14 protein-coding genes are annotated in these 17,537 nt (G+C 66.8%); 10 read left to right on the forward strand and 4 right to left on the reverse strand.

Annotated elements, in window-relative coordinates; all coding sequences use genetic code 11:
• Positions 1–12 precede the first annotated feature (12 nt).
• The 5 genes from rpsK to dsbD all read left to right on the forward strand — a co-directional run bounded on the left by rpsK (position 13) and on the right by dsbD (position 5,103).
• Complete coding sequence (gene rpsK / locus SOM61_RS06705) at positions 13–417, forward strand: 30S ribosomal protein S11 (RefSeq protein WP_005663404.1); 405 nt, start codon at positions 13–15, stop codon at positions 415–417.
• Positions 418–678: 261 nt separating this feature from the next.
• Positions 679–1,302, forward strand: coding sequence for a 30S ribosomal protein S4 (gene rpsD / locus SOM61_RS06710; RefSeq protein ID WP_123069949.1), 624 nt, complete (start codon positions 679–681; stop codon positions 1,300–1,302).
• Positions 1,303–1,587: 285 nt separating this feature from the next.
• A complete protein-coding gene (locus tag SOM61_RS06715) occupies positions 1,588–2,565 on the forward strand; it encodes a DNA-directed RNA polymerase subunit alpha (protein WP_159627930.1) in 978 nt (325 codons plus the stop codon).
• A 179-nt stretch (positions 2,566–2,744) separates the two neighbouring features.
• On the forward strand, positions 2,745–3,140 hold the full coding sequence (gene rplQ / locus SOM61_RS06720) for a 50S ribosomal protein L17 (RefSeq protein WP_005663400.1): 396 nt from the start codon (positions 2,745–2,747) through the stop codon (positions 3,138–3,140).
• 127 nt (positions 3,141–3,267) lie between these two features.
• On the forward strand, positions 3,268–5,103 hold the full coding sequence (gene dsbD, locus SOM61_RS06725; protein ID WP_320473353.1) for a protein-disulfide reductase DsbD: 1,836 nt from the start codon (positions 3,268–3,270) through the stop codon (positions 5,101–5,103).
• Positions 5,104–5,174: 71 nt separating this feature from the next.
• Here dsbD and SOM61_RS06730 read toward each other — a convergent pair whose 3' ends face one another.
• Positions 5,175–5,708: a Spy/CpxP family protein refolding chaperone gene (locus SOM61_RS06730; RefSeq protein ID WP_320473354.1), complete on the reverse strand. Its 534-nt coding sequence runs from the start codon at positions 5,706–5,708 to the stop codon at positions 5,175–5,177.
• 196 nt (positions 5,709–5,904) lie between these two features.
• Here SOM61_RS06730 and SOM61_RS06735 point away from each other — a divergent pair, with 196 nt between their 5' ends.
• The 5 genes from SOM61_RS06735 to SOM61_RS06755 all read left to right on the forward strand — a co-directional run bounded on the left by SOM61_RS06735 (position 5,905) and on the right by SOM61_RS06755 (position 13,602).
• On the forward strand, positions 5,905–6,633 hold the full coding sequence (locus SOM61_RS06735; RefSeq protein WP_109345397.1) for a response regulator: 729 nt from the start codon (positions 5,905–5,907) through the stop codon (positions 6,631–6,633).
• The gene (locus tag SOM61_RS06740) at positions 6,630–7,991 is read left to right on the forward strand and encodes an ATP-binding protein (protein WP_320473355.1); all 1,362 of its coding nucleotides are present in this window, start codon (positions 6,630–6,632) and stop codon (positions 7,989–7,991) included. The genes SOM61_RS06735 and SOM61_RS06740 overlap by 4 nt, the downstream gene beginning before the upstream one ends.
• Before the next feature lie 137 nt (positions 7,992–8,128).
• The gene (locus SOM61_RS06745; protein WP_320473356.1) at positions 8,129–9,322 is read left to right on the forward strand and encodes an efflux RND transporter periplasmic adaptor subunit; all 1,194 of its coding nucleotides are present in this window, start codon (positions 8,129–8,131) and stop codon (positions 9,320–9,322) included.
• Positions 9,319–12,453 (forward strand): efflux RND transporter permease subunit, encoded by a 3,135-nt coding sequence (locus SOM61_RS06750; RefSeq protein ID WP_320473357.1) that lies wholly within the window; start codon positions 9,319–9,321, stop codon positions 12,451–12,453. The genes SOM61_RS06745 and SOM61_RS06750 overlap by 4 nt, the downstream gene beginning before the upstream one ends.
• A 303-nt stretch (positions 12,454–12,756) precedes the next feature.
• Entirely contained in the window at positions 12,757–13,602 is an 846-nt protein-coding gene (locus SOM61_RS06755; protein ID WP_229493855.1) for a hypothetical protein, read from the forward strand.
• Here SOM61_RS06755 and SOM61_RS06760 read toward each other — a convergent pair.
• From SOM61_RS06760 to SOM61_RS06770, 3 genes are read right to left on the reverse strand one after another with little or no spacing between them, the layout of a single operon-like run.
• Positions 13,599–14,327 (reverse strand): MBL fold metallo-hydrolase, encoded by a 729-nt coding sequence (locus SOM61_RS06760; RefSeq protein WP_320473358.1) that lies wholly within the window; start codon positions 14,325–14,327, stop codon positions 13,599–13,601. The genes SOM61_RS06755 and SOM61_RS06760 overlap by 4 nt on opposite strands.
• 11 nt (positions 14,328–14,338) lie before the next feature.
• Complete coding sequence (locus SOM61_RS06765) at positions 14,339–16,519, reverse strand: xanthine dehydrogenase family protein molybdopterin-binding subunit (RefSeq protein ID WP_320473359.1); 2,181 nt, start codon at positions 16,517–16,519, stop codon at positions 14,339–14,341.
• On the reverse strand, positions 16,516–17,535 hold the full coding sequence (locus SOM61_RS06770; protein WP_320473360.1) for an FAD binding domain-containing protein: 1,020 nt from the start codon (positions 17,533–17,535) through the stop codon (positions 16,516–16,518). The genes SOM61_RS06765 and SOM61_RS06770 overlap by 4 nt, the downstream gene beginning before the upstream one ends.
• Between the last annotated feature and the right edge of the window lie 2 nt (positions 17,536–17,537).

The following is a 17,537-nucleotide window of genomic DNA, read 5'->3' on the forward strand; positions in this document are numbered from 1 at the left end:
TAGGAACCGACTATGGCCAAGCAACAAAGCAGCGCAGCAGCAGCACGCGTGCGCAAGAAAGTGAAGAAGAACGTTGCCGAGGGCATCGCCCACGTGCACGCTTCGTTCAACAACACGATCATCACCATCACCGACCGCCAGGGCAACGCTCTGTCGTGGGCAACCTCCGGTGGCGCCGGCTTCAAGGGTTCGCGCAAATCGACCCCGTTCGCGGCTCAGGTCGCTGCCGAAGCTGCAGGCAAGGTCGCTCAGGAATCGGGCGTGAAGAACCTGGAAGTGCGTATCAAGGGCCCAGGCCCAGGCCGTGAATCGGCTGTGCGCGCTCTGAACAACCTCGGCATCAAGATCACCGAGATCCAGGACGTCACCCCAGTTCCACACAACGGCTGCCGTCCGCCGAAGCGTCGCCGTATCTAAGATCCGGGGCAGGGCGGTTCGCCGCCCGATCCGTGTCTTGATAACGACGCACGGGGCGCAAGCCCCGTTGTGTTTAGAGAATAGCCGGTGCAGTTGCCCAGAAATGGGTTATACTGCCCGGCTCTTGTCGCCTGCCGTCCCTGATGGCGGGCGATGTTGTAAGCCACGTCCGGCCTGAATGCAGAGCTGGACTAGCGCCTGGGTGCATAGGATTTGTCCATGCGTCTCTGGGGCGTGATCAAATATTAAAGGAAATCTAACGTGGCACGTTATATCGGACCAAAAGCAAAACTGTCGCGCCGTGAAGGCACCGACCTGTTCCTGAAGAGCGCACGTCGTTCGCTCGATTCGAAGTGCAAACTGGACGTCAAGCCAGGCCAGCACGGTGTCAAGTCGGGTGCCCGCACCTCGGACTACGGCAACCAGCTGCGCGAAAAGCAAAAAGTCAAACGCATGTACGGCGTGCTGGAACGTCAGTTCCGTCGCTACTTCGCTGAAGCGTCGCGCCGCAAGGGCAACACCGGCGAGACCCTGCTGAAGCTGCTGGAAGCGCGTCTCGACAACGTGACCTACCGCATGGGCTTCGGCTCGACCCGCTCGGAAGCGCGTCAGCTGGTGAGCCACAAGGCCTTCACCGTCAACGGCAACGTCGTGAACATCGCTTCGTACCAGGTCAAGACCGGCGACGTGATCGCTGTTCGTGAAAAAGCCAAGAAGCAAGTGCGTATCGCTGAAGCGCTGTCGCTGGCTGAACAAGTCGGCTTCCCGAGCTGGGTTTCGGTCGACGCGAAGAAGCTGGAAGGCACCTTCCGTTCGTTCCCAGAGCGTAACGAAATCGCTGCTGACGTCAACGAAGCGCTGATCGTCGAACTGTACTCGCGTTAATCGACCGCATCAGAGCCGACGCAGTCGGCTCCCAGCGGTCGTCCCCGCGCAGGCGGGGATCCCAGTTTGCCGGCTAAGTCGAGAAACTTGGGTTCCCGCCTACGCGGGAACGACGGGAGTGGTAGTGCGGTTGCAGCAACCTCGGGTTGGCGCCGCAGAGAGTCAATACTTCTACCTATTCCCGTTGCACAGAATTCGTTTTACCGCCTGCTATTGCAGGCGTTCTCTTTAAAGCCATCAGCCTTATCGGTGTAACGAGCCGAGGGTATTGAAAAGGACTCATTCATGCAAAATAGTTTGTTGAAGCCACGTATCATCGACGTCGAAGCACTGGGCGCCGGCCACGCGAAAGTTGTGATGGAGCCGTTCGAGCGTGGCTATGGCCACACCCTCGGCAACGCACTGCGTCGCGTGCTGCTGTCGTCGATGGTGGGCTACGCGCCGACCGAAGTGACGATCGCTGGTGTCGTGCATGAATACTCGTCGCTGGATGGCGTGCAGGAAGACGTCGTCGACCTGCTGCTGAACCTGAAAGGCGTGGTCTTCAAGGTCCACAACCGCGACTCGGTCAACCTGACCCTGAAGAAGGAAGGCGAAGGCGCCGTCCTGGCATCGGACATCGACCTGCCGCACGACGTCGAGCTGGTCAACCCGGATCACGTGATCGCTCACCTGACCGCTGGCGGCAAGCTGGACATGCAGATCAAGGTCGAAAAAGGCCGCGGCTACGTGCCGGGCAACGTCCGTCGCCTGTCGGAAGACACCAACAAGACCATCGGCCGCATCATCCTGGACGCATCGTTCTCGCCAGTGCGCCGCGTGTCGTACGCCGTGGAATCGGCCCGTGTCGAACAGCGTACCGACCTGGACAAGCTGATCATCAACATCGAGACCAACGGCGTCATCACGCCAGAAGAAGCGATCCGCCAGTCGGCCCGCGTGCTGGTCGACCAGCTGAACGTGTTCGCCGCCCTGGAAGGCACCGAAGCCGCTGCCGAAGCACCATCGCGCGCACCGCTGGTCGATCCGATCCTGCTGCGTCCAGTCGACGACCTGGAACTGACCGTCCGTTCGGCCAACTGCCTGAAAGCAGAAAACATCTACTACATCGGCGACCTGATCCAGCGTTCGGAGAACGAACTGCTCAAGACGCCGAACCTGGGCCGCAAGTCGCTCAACGAAATCAAGGAAGTTCTTGCTTCGCGCGGCCTGACCCTGGGCATGAAGCTGGAAAACTGGCCGCCTGCCGGCCTGGAGAAGTAATAGCATTCACCCGAAAGTGGACCCCTGCTTTCGGGTGGTAACAGCCAAAAAGGACTGGCGAAGCCAGATCCTTTTTGGAGGAAAAACCGTAGTAAAAACCTAAACCGAACCGGTCCGCGGTCACGCGCAAGTGTGAACGATCGAAGAACTGGATTTGAAAACACCCGAAAGGAAATACCATGCGTCACCGTCACGGCCTTCGTAAACTGAACCGTACCTCGTCCCACCGTCTGGCAATGCTGCGCAACATGACTGTTTCGCTGCTGCGTCACGAAGCCATCAAGACCACCGTCCCGAAAGCCAAGGAACTGCGTCGCGTCATCGAACCGATCCTGACCCTGGGCAAGACCGACACCCTGGCAAACAAGCGCCTGGCCTTCGCTCGCCTGCGCGACCGCGAAATGGTCCAGAAGCTGTTCGCTGAACTGGGTCCTCGCTACGCAAACCGCAACGGCGGCTACCTGCGTATCCTGAAGATGGGCTTCCGCGTTGGCGACAATGCTCCTATGGCCTACGTTGAACTGCTGGACCGTCCAGAAGTCACCTCGGCTGAAGAAGCACCGACCGCCGAGTAATCGACTGTCGACTTGAAAAGACCAGGCCTCGTGCCTGGTTTTTTTTCGTCCATGCCAAGGATGAGTTCCGGCGCGACGCGGGCAAGCGGTGTACCATGCCCGGTGCAGTAACTTTCCACGAGATACTATGGTTCGATTTTCCGCCCGCCGCCTGCTCCAGGCCTGCCTGACGCTGTCCGCCGTCTTCCTCCTGTTCACCGCAACGCCAGCCCGCGCCCAGCAGGACTTTTTGGACCCCGCCGTCGCCTTCCGTTTTGAAGCGCGCATGGCGGATCCGCAGACCGCCGAGATCACCTACGTCATCGCCCCCGCGTACTACATGTACCGCGAGCGCTTCGCCTTCAAGGCCAATGGCGCCGGCGTCACGCTGGGCGAACCGCAGATCCCGCAGGGCAAGGTGAAGTACGACCCGACCTTCGAGAAGGATCTCGAGACCCATACCGGCACCCTGACCATCCGCATCCCGGTCGAGGGCGCGGGCCCGTTCACCCTGACCGCCACCAGCCAGGGTTGCGCCGATGCCGGCCTGTGCTATCCGCCGCAGGAGCACAGCGTGAACCTTGGCGCCGGTGGCGCGCAAGCCGCGTCCGGACTGCCGATCGGGATCGGCGCGGGACAGGCCCCGCTGTCCTCGCAGCCGATGGCCGACCGCGCGCCTGCCACGACAGCAGCGGCGCCGGCGCCGGCGCCGGCGCCGGCATCGGACTTGTCGAACATCGCCGGCATCCTCGGCGGCGGCAGCCTCCTGGCCATCGTGCCGGCCTTCATCCTGCTGGGCCTGGGCCTGGCGTTCACTCCGTGCGTACTGCCGATGGTGCCGATCCTGTCCTCGATCATCGTGGGCGAGGGCAAGCACGTGAGCCGCTCGCGCGGCTTCGTGCTGTCGCTGGCGTATTCGCTGGGCATGGCGATCGTCTACACCTTGCTGGGCATCGCTGCCGGCCTGGCCGGCGAAGGCCTGGCCGCCGCGCTGCAGAATCCCTGGGTGCTGGGCGCCTTCGCGACCCTGATCGTGGCCATGTCGCTGTCGATGTTCGGTTTCTATCAGTTACAACTGCCTAACACCTTGCAGACCCGTTTGACGCAGGCATCCAACAGCCAGCAGGGCGGCAAGCTGCTCGGGGTGTTCGTCATGGGCGCCATTTCGGCCCTGATCGTGGGCCCCTGCGTGGCGGCGCCGCTGGCCGGCGCCCTGGTCTACATCAGCCAGACGCGCGACGTCTTCATCGGCGGCGCGGCGCTGTTCTCGATGGCGGTGGGGATGAGCATCCCGCTGCTGCTGGTGGGCCTGTCGGCCGGCTCGCTGCTGCCGCGCGTGGGGCCGTGGATGGAATCGGTCAAGCGCCTGTTCGGCGTGCTGATGCTGGCGATGGCGATCTGGCTGGTGTCGCCGGTGATCCCGGCCGTGGCCCAGATGCTGCTGTGGGCGGCGCTGCTGCTGGGGTATGGCTTCTATCTGCTGCGCCATACCCGCCATTGGGCGGCGATGGCCTTCGGCGCCGCCTTTGCCGTGCTGGGGGCGACCCAGCTGGTGGGCCTGGCCAGCGGCGGGCGCGACGCCTGGGCGCCGCTGGCGCACCTGGGGGGCGCGCCGCAGGACCACGGGCTGGCATTCAGCCGCGTCAATACCGTGGACCAGCTCGACGCCGCGCTGGCCGCCAACGCCGGCAAGACCGTGATGCTCGATTTTTATGCCGACTGGTGCGTGTCGTGCAAGGAGATGGAGAAGCTCACCTTCGTCGACCCGGCCGTGCAGCAGAAGCTGGCCGATACGGTGCTGCTGCAGGTCGACGTGACGGCCAACGATGCCGACGACAAGGCCATGCTCAAGCGCTTTGGCCTGTTCGGGCCGCCGGGGATCATCCTGTTCGATGGACAGGGGAAGGAAATCGCGGATAGCCGGGTGATCGGCTTCCAGAATGCGGAGAAGTTCTTGAATTCGTTGCAGAAGCTGGGGCGGTAACGCCGCTGTCCTTGGACGCGTGGACGGCAAGGCCGTCCACGCTACCTCAATGCGATCGGGCCATCACATGATCATGCGTTAGCGCGCTGGCCGTGGTGGCCGTGGTGGCGCGGGCCCTTGCGGTGCTTGGCCTGCTCATCGAAGGTCTTGCGCTGCTCCGGCGTCAGCTGGGCGTAGAAGCTGTTCAGCGCGGCCAGGCGCTGCTCCATGCGGGCGGTGCGCTGCTTCTGCAGGTCGATCCCTTTCTGCATGCGCTGCGGCGCGGTCAGGTTGGCCCAGGCGGCGCGGTCGCCACGTCCGGCGCGCTCACCCTTTTTCTGGGGCGCCTGGCTGGCGACGAAGGCGTCCCAGGCCGGCTGCTGCTGCGCATTGAGCTTGAGCGAATCGCGCAGCTTGGCCTGGCGTTCGGCGCGGTGCTGTTCCATCTTGGCGCGGCGCTCGCCGGCCTTGGCCTGCCACTCTGCCTTCTTGGCCAGGCGTTGCTCGGCGGTCAAGGCCGGACGGCTTTCGGCCGGGGCGGCGGTCTGGGCCTGGGCGCCGACGGTGGCGCCGAACAGGCCGGCAGCGGTAAGAGCGATCACGAGGTTCTTGTGGAGGGTATTCATGGTTCTTCCTTTTGTGAGAGTCTGGTTGAGGTGCATCCGAAACGCTCGCTGCACGGTTCCCATCTTGCGCACAAACTGTAACCACGGGGTTTCCCCTGTCGCGGACATTGTATCAATATGTTTCGGGCCTATAGGCTTATACACAGCGATACAAAATGCTCCTCCGGCATTGTCATAAACTCGGATAATTGCGGTCATGGATACTCCCTCTACGATTCTGATCGTCGACGATGACCGCGACATCCGGACGCTGCTGGCCGACTACCTCGAGTCGAACGGCTACCGGACGCTGGCCGCCGCCGACGGCACGGCGATGTGGAAGGCGCTCGACGAAACCCGTCCCGACCTCATCGTGCTCGACCTGAACATGCCCGGCGACGACGGGCTGACCCTGTGCCGCAAGCTGCGCGCCACCTCGACCTTGCCGGTCATCATGCTGACCGCCCGCAACGAGCCGCTGGACCGCATCCTCGGCCTCGAGATGGGCGCCGACGACTACCTGCCCAAGCCCTTCGAGCCGCGCGAGCTGCTGGCGCGCATCCGCAGCGTGCTGCGTCGCTCGCACGCGATGCCATCGAACACCCCATCCGAGAACGTGCAGCAGATGCGCTTCTCGGGCTGGACCCTGGACCTGACCGCGCGCCACCTGCTCAACCCGGACGGCATCGTGATCATGCTGTCGGGCGCCGAATTCCGCCTGCTGCGCGTGTTCCTCGAGCACCCGAATCGGGTACTCAACCGCGACCAGCTGCTCAACCTCACGCAAGGCCGCGACGCCGACCCGTTCGACCGCTCGATCGACATCCAGATCAGCCGCCTGCGCCAGAAGCTGGGCGAGGATGCGCGCATGCCCCAGATCATCAAGACGGTGCGCAACGGCGGTTATGTGCTGGCCGGCCAGGTGACGGTGGAGCCGGCGGCGTGAAGGATTTCTTCGGGTCGATGACGGGCCGCGTATTCCTGACGCTGCTGCTGGGCGTGTGGATCTCGGCCGCGCTGATCCAGCTGGTTGCCGACTACCAGCGCTGGCGCGACTGGGAGCGCCAGCTCGACCAGCACCGGCTGGAGCGCGCCGAGCAGATGGTCATGGCCACCGAGATCGTGCCGGCCGAGGCGCGTTCGATCTACCTCGAAGTCGCCAATCGTCCCGGCCTGGAGCTCGAAGTGGCCGACACGCTGCCGGCGCCGGCTCCCGCCACGCCCTTCGCCCAGCAGCTGGCCTCGCGCCTGGGCAAGGGCTACAAGGTCGAATCGGTCGTAGCCCGCCCGGCCGCCTGCGACGCCGCGCAGCGCCTGCCGATGATGTACGGCCTGCTCAGCATGGGTTATGGCGGCGCCTGCGAATCGCTCAACGTGCACCTGCGCGATGGCGCCGAGCTGCGCCTGTCGGTGCTGCCCCCGCGCCTGATCCGGGATGGCGACACCGACCTGCGCATGCTGGTGGCCCTGTTCATGATCAGCATCGCCGGGCTGGCCTACCTGGTGGCGCGCATGACCACCCGGCCGTTCAAGCAGCTGGCCCAGGCCGCGCAAGACCTGGGGCAGGACATCAACCGCCCGCCGCTCGACCTCACGGGCGCCAGCGAGATCCGCCAGGCCAGCGCCGCCTTCAACGCGATGCAGGCGCGCATCCGCCAGTACATCTTCCAGCGCACGCAGATGCTGGCCGCGATCACCCACGACCTGCAGACGCCGCTCACGCGCATGCGCCTGCGGCTGGAGAAGGTATCGGACAACGAACTGCAGGAACGCCTGATCGGCGACCTGTCGGCCATGCAGGAAATGGTGCGCGAAGGCCTGGTGCTGGCGCGCAGCATGGACACCACCGAGGCGATGCAGATGCTGGACCTCGATTCGCTGCTGGAGGCGGTGTGCGCCGACGCCAGCGACGCCGGCCAGGACGTCACGCTGCAGGGCAAGGCCACGATGGCGGTGCTGGGCCGGCCGCTCGACCTGCGCCGCTGCCTGGGCAACCTGATCGACAACGCGGTGAAGTACGGCCGCGATGCGCACGTCTGCGTCGACCGCATCAACGGCACGGCGCGGGTGCGCATCCGCGACAGCGGACCGGGCATCCCGAGGAGCGAGCTGGGTCGGGTGTTCGACCCGTTCTACCGGGTCGAGACCTCGCGTTCGCGCGAATCGGGCGGTACCGGCCTGGGGCTGACGATCGCGCGCAACATCACCGAGCAGCACGGCGGCAGCATCACGCTGACCAACCACCCGGAAGGCGGTCTGGAAGTGACCCTGATGCTGCCGGCCTACTATCCGAACAAAGCGTAGACGAATAGTGAATCAATAAGGCAGTACACGAAGCGGTAACAACACTGTGGGACAATGCGCCGCCCTCATTCCAGGGCGTGCGGCAGGGCCACCACGATCAATGATGGAGTCGCCGGAACGGGCGGCAAGGGACAAGAATGAACAAGAAGAATGTCGGCGTCATCGCCGGAATCGCGGCGCTGGTCGTGGCTGGCGGCTGGTATCTGAATCAGGGCAACGATGCCAAGGCGGAGGGTGGAAGCCAGGGACCGGCAGGCGCGGGCGGCCCGCCGCCGGTGACCGTCAACGTGGTCGCGCCCGAGCGGCGCGACGTCGGCGTCGAACTGTTCGCCAACGGCACCGTGACCCCGGTGCGCACCGTCAACCTGCATCCGCAGACCGTCACCACGATCCGCCAGGTCCATATCCGCGAAGGCGAGTTCGTCAAGGAAGGCCAGCTGATGTTCTCGCTCGACGACCGCGCCGACATGGCCAACGTCGCCCGCGCCGAAGCGCAGGTGGCGCGCGATTCGGCCACGCTGTCCGACCTCGAGCGCCAGTACAAGCGCAGCCAGGAACTGGTGGCCCAGAACTTCCTGGCCCAGAGCGCCCTCGACTCGCTGCTCAGCCAGGTCGAAGCCCAGCGCGCGCTGGTGCAGTCGAACCAGGCCGCGGCCCGCGCCACGCAAGTGAGCGCCAGCTACACCACGATCCGCGCGCCGATGACGGGCCGGGTCGGCGCCATCGACGTCCACCCGGGCGCCCTGGTGCAGATGACCACCTCGCTGACCACGATCACCCAGCTCGATCCGATCAACGTTTCGTTCACCCTGCCGGAATCGACGCTCGGCGCGCTGCTGGCGGCCCAGAAACTTGGCAACGTCGAAGTCCGCGTAAACTCGGGCAACAGCGCCGGCAGCGGCAAGGATGACGACGCACCGGTGGTCGGCCGCCTGAGCTTCATCGACAACGCCGTCGATCCGCAGGCCGGCACCATCCGCGTGAAGGGCGAGTTCGCCAACCGCGATACCTCCCTGTGGCCGGGCCAGTACGTGACCGCCAACGTGGTGGTGCAAACCCTGAAGAATGCGGTGGTGATCCCGCAGACCGCCATCATCACCGCGACCAACGGCACTTTCGTCTACGTGCTGGCAGAAGGCAACTCGGCGCGCCAGGTGCCGGTGCAGCGCGTGTACGCCTTCGGCGACCGCGCCGCCGTCACCGGCCTCAAGGGCGACGAACAGGTCATCACCGAAGGCAAGCAGAACCTGCGTCCGGGCGGCAAGGTGCGCCTGGCCGGGCAGGGCGCCAAGCCGGCCGCGCCGGCCCCCAAAAAGGGCGAGCAGGCATGAATCTGTCCGAACTGTGTATCCGCCGTCCGGTGATGGTGGTGCTGCTGTCGCTCAGCCTGGTGCTGGTCGGCATCCTGTCGTACATGCAGATCCCGGTCGCCGCACTGCCCAGCTATAACACGCCGGTCATCAACGTCTCGGCCAACCTGCCGGGGGCCAGCCCGGAGACGATGGCGTCCTCGGTGGCGCTGCCGCTCGAGAAGCAGTTCTCGACCATCGCCGGCATCAAGCTGATCACCTCGAGCAATACCCAGGGCGACACCAATATCACGCTCGAATTCGACAACGAGATCGATGTCGACAAGGCGGCGGTGGACGTCCAGGCGGCGCTGCTGGTGGCGCAGCGCCGCCTGCCGCTCGAAATGACCGAATTGCCGGCCTACCGCAAGGTCAACCCGGCCGACGCCCCGATCCTGTTCATGCACCTGACCTCGCCGTCGATGGACCTGTCGGAGCTGAACGACTACGCCGAAAATCTCATTTCGCCGGCGATCTCGACGGTGCAGGGTGTGTCCCAGGTCTCGATCAACGGCGGCAAGCGTTTCGCCGTCCGCGTACGCGCCCGTTCCGACCTGATGAACGCCCGCAACATCTCGATGGACGAGCTGGCGGCGGCGCTGCGCGCAGCCAACTCGAATACCCCATTGGGCATCCTCGACGGCCCGACCCAGGCGCTGACCATCCAGGGCGGCGGCCAGCTGATGCGGGCGGCCGACTTCGCCAACCTGATCATCGCCACCCGCGATGGCCTTCCGGTGCGCTTGCGCGACATCGCCGAGGTGCAGGACAGCTACCAGTCGGTCAAGGCCATGGGCAGCCTGAATGGCGAGCGCTCGATCTCGCTGATGGTGCAGCGCCAGCCGAACGCGAATACCGTGCAGGTGGTCGACGCGGTGCGCGCGCTGATCCCGCGCTTTGAAGGACAGCTTCCCGCGTCGATCAAGATCGAACTCGTCAACGACCGCTCGCTGTCGATCCGCGAGGCGATCCACGACGTCAACCTGACCCTGGCCGGCACCGTGCTGCTGGTGATCCTGGTGATCTTCCTGTTCCTGCACCGCGCCGCGGCCACCTTCATCCCGGCGGTGACGGTGCCGATCTCGCTGCTCGGCGCGCTGTCGCTGCTGTACTGGTTCGGCTACAGCCTGGATAACATCTCCCTGCTCGGCATCACGCTGGCAGTCGGCCTGGTGGTCGACGACGCCATCGTGGTGCTCGAGAATATCGTGCGCCATATGGAGATGGGCAAGAAGCCGATGGCCGCCGCCCTCATCGGCGCGCGCGAAGTGGGCTTCACCATCATCTCGATCTCGATCTCGCTGGTGGCGGTGTTCATCCCGATCTTCTTCATGCCGGGGGTGATCGGCCTGCTGTTCCGCGAATTCGCGGTCGTCGTCGGGCTGGCGGTGCTGGTCTCGGCCCTGGTCTCGCTGACCCTGGTGCCGATGCTGTGCTCGCGCCTGCTCAAGGATGGCGGCCACGTCGATCCGAAAGACATGTCCTGGATCGGCCGCCGCTTCGAAGCCGGCTTCACCCGCCTGCGTAATGGATATGGCCGCACGCTCGATCTGGCGCTGCGCTTCCGCTTCATCGTCCTCATGCTGGCGGCGGGCACCTTCGTGCTGACCGGCGTGCTGTACACCACGATGCCCAAGGGCTTCTTCCCGGAAGAAGACATCGGCCAGATCCGCGTGATGGTCGAAGCCTCGGAAGACACCTCGTCGATGGCGCTGGCCGAGCTGCAGGGCAAGGTGGTCGACATCATCCGCGCCAATCCCTATGTGAAGGACACCACCTCGTTCAGCGGCGGCGGCAATACCGGCCGCATGTTCCTGGTGCTCAAGGACCGCGGCGAGCGTCCGCCGATGGACCTGGTGATCGACGATCTGCGCAAGGCCACGCGCGCGGTGCCGGGCGTGCAGGTGTTCCTGTCGGCCCAGCAGAACCTGCAACTGGGCGGTCGCCAGAGCAAGGCGCGCTACCAGTACACCCTGCAGAGCGTGTCGGGCGGCGAGATCGGCGGCTGGGCCGAGCAATTCCTGGAGGGCATGCGCAAGGACGAGCGCTTCCGCGACGTCAATAGCGACTCGCAGAACAAGGCGCTGCAGGCGACGGTGGACATCGACCGCGACAAGGCGGCGCTGCTGGGCGTGACAATGAACGATATCCGCACCGTGATGTACGCCTCCTTCGGCGAGCGCCAGGTGTCGACCATCTATTCGACCGCCGCCAGCTACTACGTGATCCTGGAAGCGGCCGCCAGCGACCGCTACTACGACGAGGCGCTGTCGCGGGTATCGGTGCGCTCGAAATCGGGCGAACTGGTCAAGTTGTCGAGCATCGCCACGGTGCGCCGCACGGTCGGCCCGCTGCAGGTCAACCACCAGGGCCAGCTGCAGGCGATCACCCTGTCGTTCAATCTGGCGCCGGGCGTGTCGCTGGGCGACGCCACCGCCCACATCGATGAGCTGGGGCGCGCGATGAAGCTGCCGGCCTCGGTTATCGCCACCTATGGCGGCGATGCCGCCGTGTTCCAGGACACGCAATCGAGCCAGCTGATCCTGATCATCACGGCGATCGGCGTCATCTACGTGCTGCTGGGCGTGCTGTACGAGAGCTATATCCACCCGCTGACCATCCTGGCCGGCCTGCCGTCGGCGGCCGTCGGGGCGCTGATTACCTTGTGGATTTTCGACAAGGACCTGACCCTGATCGCCATGATTGGCATTCTGATGCTGATCGGCATCGTCAAGAAGAACGCGATCATGATGATCGACTTCGCGCTCGACGCCCAGCGCAACCTGGGCATGAGCCCGCAAGAGGCGATCCGCGAGGCCTGCATCCTGCGCTTCCGCCCGATCCTGATGACGACCCTGGCGGCGCTGATGGGCGCGCTGCCGATCGCGCTGGGCATCGGCGCCGGCGCCGAGCTGCGCCAGCCGCTGGGCCTGGCGGTGTGCGGCGGCCTGATCTTCTCGCAAGTCATCACCCTGTACATCACCCCGGTAATCTACCTGTACCTGGACCGCTACAGCGGCACTGGTCCGATGACCGATGAGCAGATCGCCAAGGCGGACCAGGATCACGTGGCGCATACGGCTCCACCGGCCCATCCGGTGCACCCGGCGTAAGCCGCGCAGCGCGGCAGGCCCCCCTCCGGCCGCCAGTATCGGATACATTATTGTTCCGATACTGGCGGCCGGAAACATTTGGTAACAACCATCAATGGATCGGATGGGGCGGCCGGGCGGCTAGCGTGATGCGGTTGCGCCGCAAAACGGTTAGACTGCGGCTCTCTGCCGTTTTTTTAGACGTAGCTACCAGGAAATTGATCCATCTTGCGTGACCATTCCCACACCTACGACCAGGACAGTGAAGTGTGTTCCCACTGTGGACAGCCATTGCCGCCCTCGGGGCCGCGCTATGGGCTGGGGATGAATTACGGTCGCAAGGGACCGAGCCGCTTCGGCGTGGGCGGCACGATCGCGGTCCACTTGTTGCTGGTGCTGCTGTGGTTCTACGAGCCGAAGGAGCAGGAGCAGCGCACGGCGCGGCCGGCCTCGGAAGACCAGGGCGATAGCCAGGTGGTCTATGTGGCGCCGTTGCGCGAAACCTCACCCAATGAAGCGGCGCCGCGGCCGACGCCGCGGCCCCTGCCGGCGCCGCCGATCCCGCGCGTGGAACAGGAACGCATCATCGTCCAGCGCCTGCCGGACACCATCACGGTCCCCGACGAGCGTCCCGCGCCGCCGGCGCCGCCGCAACCGCAGCGCCAGCAGCCGCCGACCGAAGTGCCGCCCGACATGGACATGGCAGCCTACGTGAAGGCCCAGCGCGAGCGCCGCGGCGCGCCGACCGGCGCCGAAGTGCCGGCCCAGGAGAGCGACGCTGCGCGCGGCACCCGCAACGCGTTGGCGAACATCGCCGCCATCAACGGCCGCGGCACCGACGACAGCAACGAGACGGGCGGCATCTTCTCGGTGTCGAACAAGACCTTCAACACCATGGACCTCAAGTTCCGCGGCTGGAACCCGAGCTTCAAGCGGCGCTGGCTGACGGCGGTGACGGTGGAGCAGGGCAGCGAGCGCGATATCGAGACCGCGGTGATCAAGAAGATGATCGAGCTGATCCGGCGCGAGAAGAAGGGCGATTTCGAGTGGGACTCGCACCGCCTGGGGCGTGTGGTGAAACTCAGCGCAAGGCCGCAGGATACCGATCAGCTGGTGGAATTCCTGTACAAGGAAATGTTCCCGGATTACAGGCCGGTGCCTGGGCGCTAGCGCCAGTCCCTGAGCATCACCCGCGTGGGCGCGCCCGCCGCACGCACGCCTTCGGCAAAGGCATCGCGCTCGCGCACGCTCTCGTAATGGTAGGGATAGGCGACGCGCGGTCCGATCGCCTTCACCGCCTCCACGCCGCGCGGCGCCGACATGGTCCAGCGCGAGATCGCCAGGAAGGCGATGTCGATGTCCTTCAGTGCGCGCACCTCGGCGGTCGTGTCGGTATCGCCCGAGATATAGATGCGGCGGCCGGCGACGCTCAGCAGGTAGCCATTGTCGCGGCCGCGCGGATGGTAGCCGGTATAGGCCGGCACCGTGTGGTAGGCCGGCAGGGCTTCGATCCGCATCGGGCCCAGCTGCATCGCTTCGCCATTCCTCAATGTCCTGGCCCTTGCCTTGAGCGCCGCCGGCAGCTTCTCGAACGAGGCCGGATTGACAACCAGCGTCGTGTCGGGGCCGACGACCTCGCGCAAGGTGTCGACGTCGAGGTGGTCTTCGTGTTCGTGGCAGACCAGCACCAGGCCGGGAGCGGGCAGGCCCGCGTAGGCCGCCTTGCCGCCCACCGGGTCGTTATAGACCACCATGCCGGGCGTTTGCAGCACGAAGCTCGCCTGGGTGACCGGCGTCACCACGATCTCGCCACCGTTCGCCGGATAGCGGTCGGCTTCGGCGGCGGCCAGCGCCGCGGGCGCGGCGAAGGTCAGCCAGAGCAGGTGTTTGCGCATGAAGCTTCCTTTCACAACAAATCCTCGATCCGGACCGGCAGGTCGCGCACGCGCCGGCCGGTGGCGTGGAACACGGCGTTCGAGATGGCGGCGGCCATACCGACCACGCCGATCTCGCCCACGCCCTTGACGCCGGCGGCGTTCACCAGCCGGTCTTCCTCGGGCACCATGATGGCCTGGACGTCGGGGATGTCGGCGTTCACCGGCAGCAGGTAATCGGCCAGGTTGGCATTGATGTAGCCGGCGTTGCGCGCGTCGATCTCGGTCTGTTCGTGCAGCGCCGAGCCGATGCCCCAGATCATGCCGCCGACCAGCTGCCCGTGCGCGGTGCGCGCGTTGATGATGCGGCCGCAGGCGAAGGCGCCGACCGCGCGCGCCACGCGGATCTCGCGGGTGCGCGCATGCACCCGCACCTCGACGAATTGCGCGCCGAGGGCGAACTGGACCCGATCGGCCAGCCCAACGCCACCCGACGGCAGCGACTTGCCCCGGTATAGCTCGCGCATGGTCTCGGGCCCGTTGCCGTGGGCGCGGGTTTCCGCCAGCTCTTCGACGACGCCCATGCCGGACGCCGCCATGGCGGCCGCCACCTTGCCCGGTGCGGCGGCGCCGACGCCCAGCCGCTTGCGGATCGTGGCGCAGGCCGCCATGATGGCCGGCGCCACGCTGGCCGTCGCCGCCGAGCCGCCGTTGACGACCGTGGGCGGCAGGTCGGAATCGCCCAGCGCCACCGTGACCCGGTCGACTGCCAGCCCCAGCTCTTCGGCGGCGACTTGGGCCACCATCGTGTACATCCCCTGGCCCAGCTCGTGGCCGGCGCAGGCCACGTGGGCGCGGCCATCCGCCTCCAGCCGCACCCGCACCGAGGCATTGCCCGCCAGGGCCGGGTAGAAGGCGGTGGCGCAGCCCTGGCCCACCAGCCAGTCGCCGTCGCGCAGGGCGCCGGGCCTGGACGGCCGGCCGTTCCAGCCGAAGGCCTCGGCCGCGGCGTCGTAGCAGCGCATCAGCGAGCGGCTGGTATAGGGCAGGCCGCCGATCGGATCGGTTCTGGTGTCGTTGACGCGCCGGAGCGCGACCGGGTCCATGTCGAGCGCGTACGCCAGTTCGTCGAGCGCGGTCTCGAGCGCGAAGGCATACGGCATCTCGCCCGGCGCGCGCATGAAGCCGGGTGTGGCGCGGTCGGCGGGCACCGCATGGACCGCGCCGGCGATGTTCTTGCAGGCATACAGCCGGGCCGTCATCGACAGGGCGCCCATGGCCACCGTGTCGGCGCGCGAGGTCAGTTCCCAGCCCTCCAGCCCGAGCGCCTGCAGGCGGCCGTCGCGCCCGGCCGCGAGCCGGACGCGGTGGCGCGTCTCGGCCCGGTAGCCCGAGACGGTGAAGCCCTGTTCGCGGGTGGGTACCAGCTTGACGGGACGCCGAAGGCGCTGCGCGGCGAGGGCGACCAGGGCGGTGCGCTGGGTCAGGAAGCCCTTGGCGCCGAAGGCCCCGCCCACGTAGGTGCTGACCACGCGGATCTGCCCGGGATCGATGCCCAGCTGGCCGGCCAGGCCGAACTTGACGTTGTTCACGTACTGGCTGGGTTCGTGGACCGTCAGGCGGTCGCCTTCCCATGCGCACTGCGTCGCGAACAGCTCGATCGGATTCTGGTGCTGGGCCGGGGTGGCGTAGCGCGCATCGACCTTCACCGGCGCGGCGGCCCAGGCGCGGTCGAAGTCGCCGGCGCCGATCGCCATCGGCGCCAGCGCCTGGGGCGTGGCGCCGGGCCCGTTGATGCCGGCGGCCGGCGCCCCCTCGCGGTAGCGGACGACGATCCGCTGCGCGGCTTCGCGCGCGGCCTCGAAGGTTTCGGCGACCACCAGCGCGACCGGCTGGCCCCAGTAGGCGATCCGGGCCGAACCGAGCGGCCGGAACGAGTCGGACAGGTAGCCGCCCTGGAAGATCGCCGGCGCCTGGCGCACCTGGTCGCCGACCGTCTCGTGGGTGAGGATGTCGATGACGCCGGGGACGCGCCGGGCGGCGGCCAGGTCGAAGGCCTCGATCGTGCCCAGGCCGATGCGGCTCGTGTGCAGGCAGGCATGGGCGGTGCGCCCGAGCCGGACGTCGGCCGGATAGCGGGCTTCGCCGGTGACCTTGGCGCGGCCCTCGTAACGCGGCGGCGCCGCTTCCCTGGTGGTGGCGGACTGGCTCATTGCGTGATCTCCATCGATTTGACTTCCAGCAGGGCGCGCACCAGGGTCGCCTGGCCGAGCGGAATCTTGAAGGCGTTGTGCGCGCGCGGGACGGCGCCGCTGAAGGCCGCCTGGGCCGCGGCCTGGGCCGACGCCTCGTCGAGGCGCCGGCCGCGCAGCGCGTCCTCGGCCTCGTGCGCGCGCCACGGCACGCTGGCCAGGCCGCCGAGCGCGATGCGCACGTCGCGCACCGTCTCGCCGTCCAGGTCCAGCGCAACGGCGGCCGAGGCGACGGCGAACTCGTAGGACTGGCGGTCGCGGATCTTGAGGTAGCGCGAGCGCCGCGTCCACGGCCGTGCCGGGACGACGAAGCCGGCGATGATCTCGCCCGGCTGCAGGCCGGTTTCCAGGTGCGGCGTCGTCCCCGGGCGCCGGTGCAGGGTGGCGAAGGGAATCTCACGGCGGCCGCGCGCGCCGGCGATGACGACCGAGGCCTCCAGGGCCACCAGGGCCTGGGCGAAGTCGCCGGGATAGGTGGCGATGCAGGCGTCGCTGGCGCCCAGCACCGCATGGCCGCGGTTGGCGCCATCGAGGGCCGCGCAGCCGCTGCCCGGCGTGCGCCGGTTGCAGGCGCGCCAGGACGGGTCGCGGAAATAGGCGCAGCGCGTCCTTTGCAGCACATTGCCGCCCAGGGTGGCCATATTGCGCAGCTGGGCGCTGGCGGCCAGCGCCAGGCTCTGGGCGATGACCGGGTAGGCGGCGTTCACGCCGGGGTGGGCCGCCACCTCGGCCATGCGGGCGAAGGCGCCCAGGTGCAGGGCGTCGCGGTCCGGCCGTATCTGGCCGAATTCCTGGCGCAGGGCGCCCAGGTCGACGATGCGGCCCGGCCGCAAGACGTCGAGCTTCATGAGGTCGAGCAGGGTGGTGCCGCCGGCCAGGAAGGCGGGCGTGGCCGGCGGATCGGCCGCCAGCGCCTGGCGCGCGTCCAGCAGCGCTTCTGCCAGCGAGGCCGGACGGGCGTAATCGAAGGCGCGCATGG

This window comes from Massilia sp. CFBP9012 (assembly GCF_034045115.1).
GTDB lineage: Bacteria > Pseudomonadota > Gammaproteobacteria > Burkholderiales > Burkholderiaceae_D > Telluria.

Coding starts and splice junctions, on each gene's coding strand:
- SOM61_RS06715 (WP_159627930.1), top strand. CDS start 1,588: ATGCAAAATAGTTTGTTGAAGCCACGTATCATCGACGTCGAAGCACTG.
- SOM61_RS06730 (WP_320473354.1), bottom strand. CDS start 5,708: ATGAATACCCTCCACAAGAACCTCGTGATCGCTCTTACCGCTGCCGGC.
- SOM61_RS06750 (WP_320473357.1), top strand. CDS start 9,319: ATGAATCTGTCCGAACTGTGTATCCGCCGTCCGGTGATGGTGGTGCTG.
- rplQ (WP_005663400.1), top strand. CDS start 2,745: ATGCGTCACCGTCACGGCCTTCGTAAACTGAACCGTACCTCGTCCCAC.
- rpsK (WP_005663404.1), top strand. CDS start 13: ATGGCCAAGCAACAAAGCAGCGCAGCAGCAGCACGCGTGCGCAAGAAA.
- dsbD (WP_320473353.1), top strand. CDS start 3,268: ATGGTTCGATTTTCCGCCCGCCGCCTGCTCCAGGCCTGCCTGACGCTG.
- SOM61_RS06755 (WP_229493855.1), top strand. CDS start 12,757: ATGAATTACGGTCGCAAGGGACCGAGCCGCTTCGGCGTGGGCGGCACG.
- SOM61_RS06760 (WP_320473358.1), bottom strand. CDS start 14,327: ATGCGCAAACACCTGCTCTGGCTGACCTTCGCCGCGCCCGCGGCGCTG.
- SOM61_RS06745 (WP_320473356.1), top strand. CDS start 8,129: ATGAACAAGAAGAATGTCGGCGTCATCGCCGGAATCGCGGCGCTGGTC.
- SOM61_RS06735 (WP_109345397.1), top strand. CDS start 5,905: ATGGATACTCCCTCTACGATTCTGATCGTCGACGATGACCGCGACATC.
- SOM61_RS06770 (WP_320473360.1), bottom strand. CDS start 17,535: ATGCGCGCCTTCGATTACGCCCGTCCGGCCTCGCTGGCAGAAGCGCTG.
- SOM61_RS06765 (WP_320473359.1), bottom strand. CDS start 16,519: ATGAGCCAGTCCGCCACCACCAGGGAAGCGGCGCCGCCGCGTTACGAG.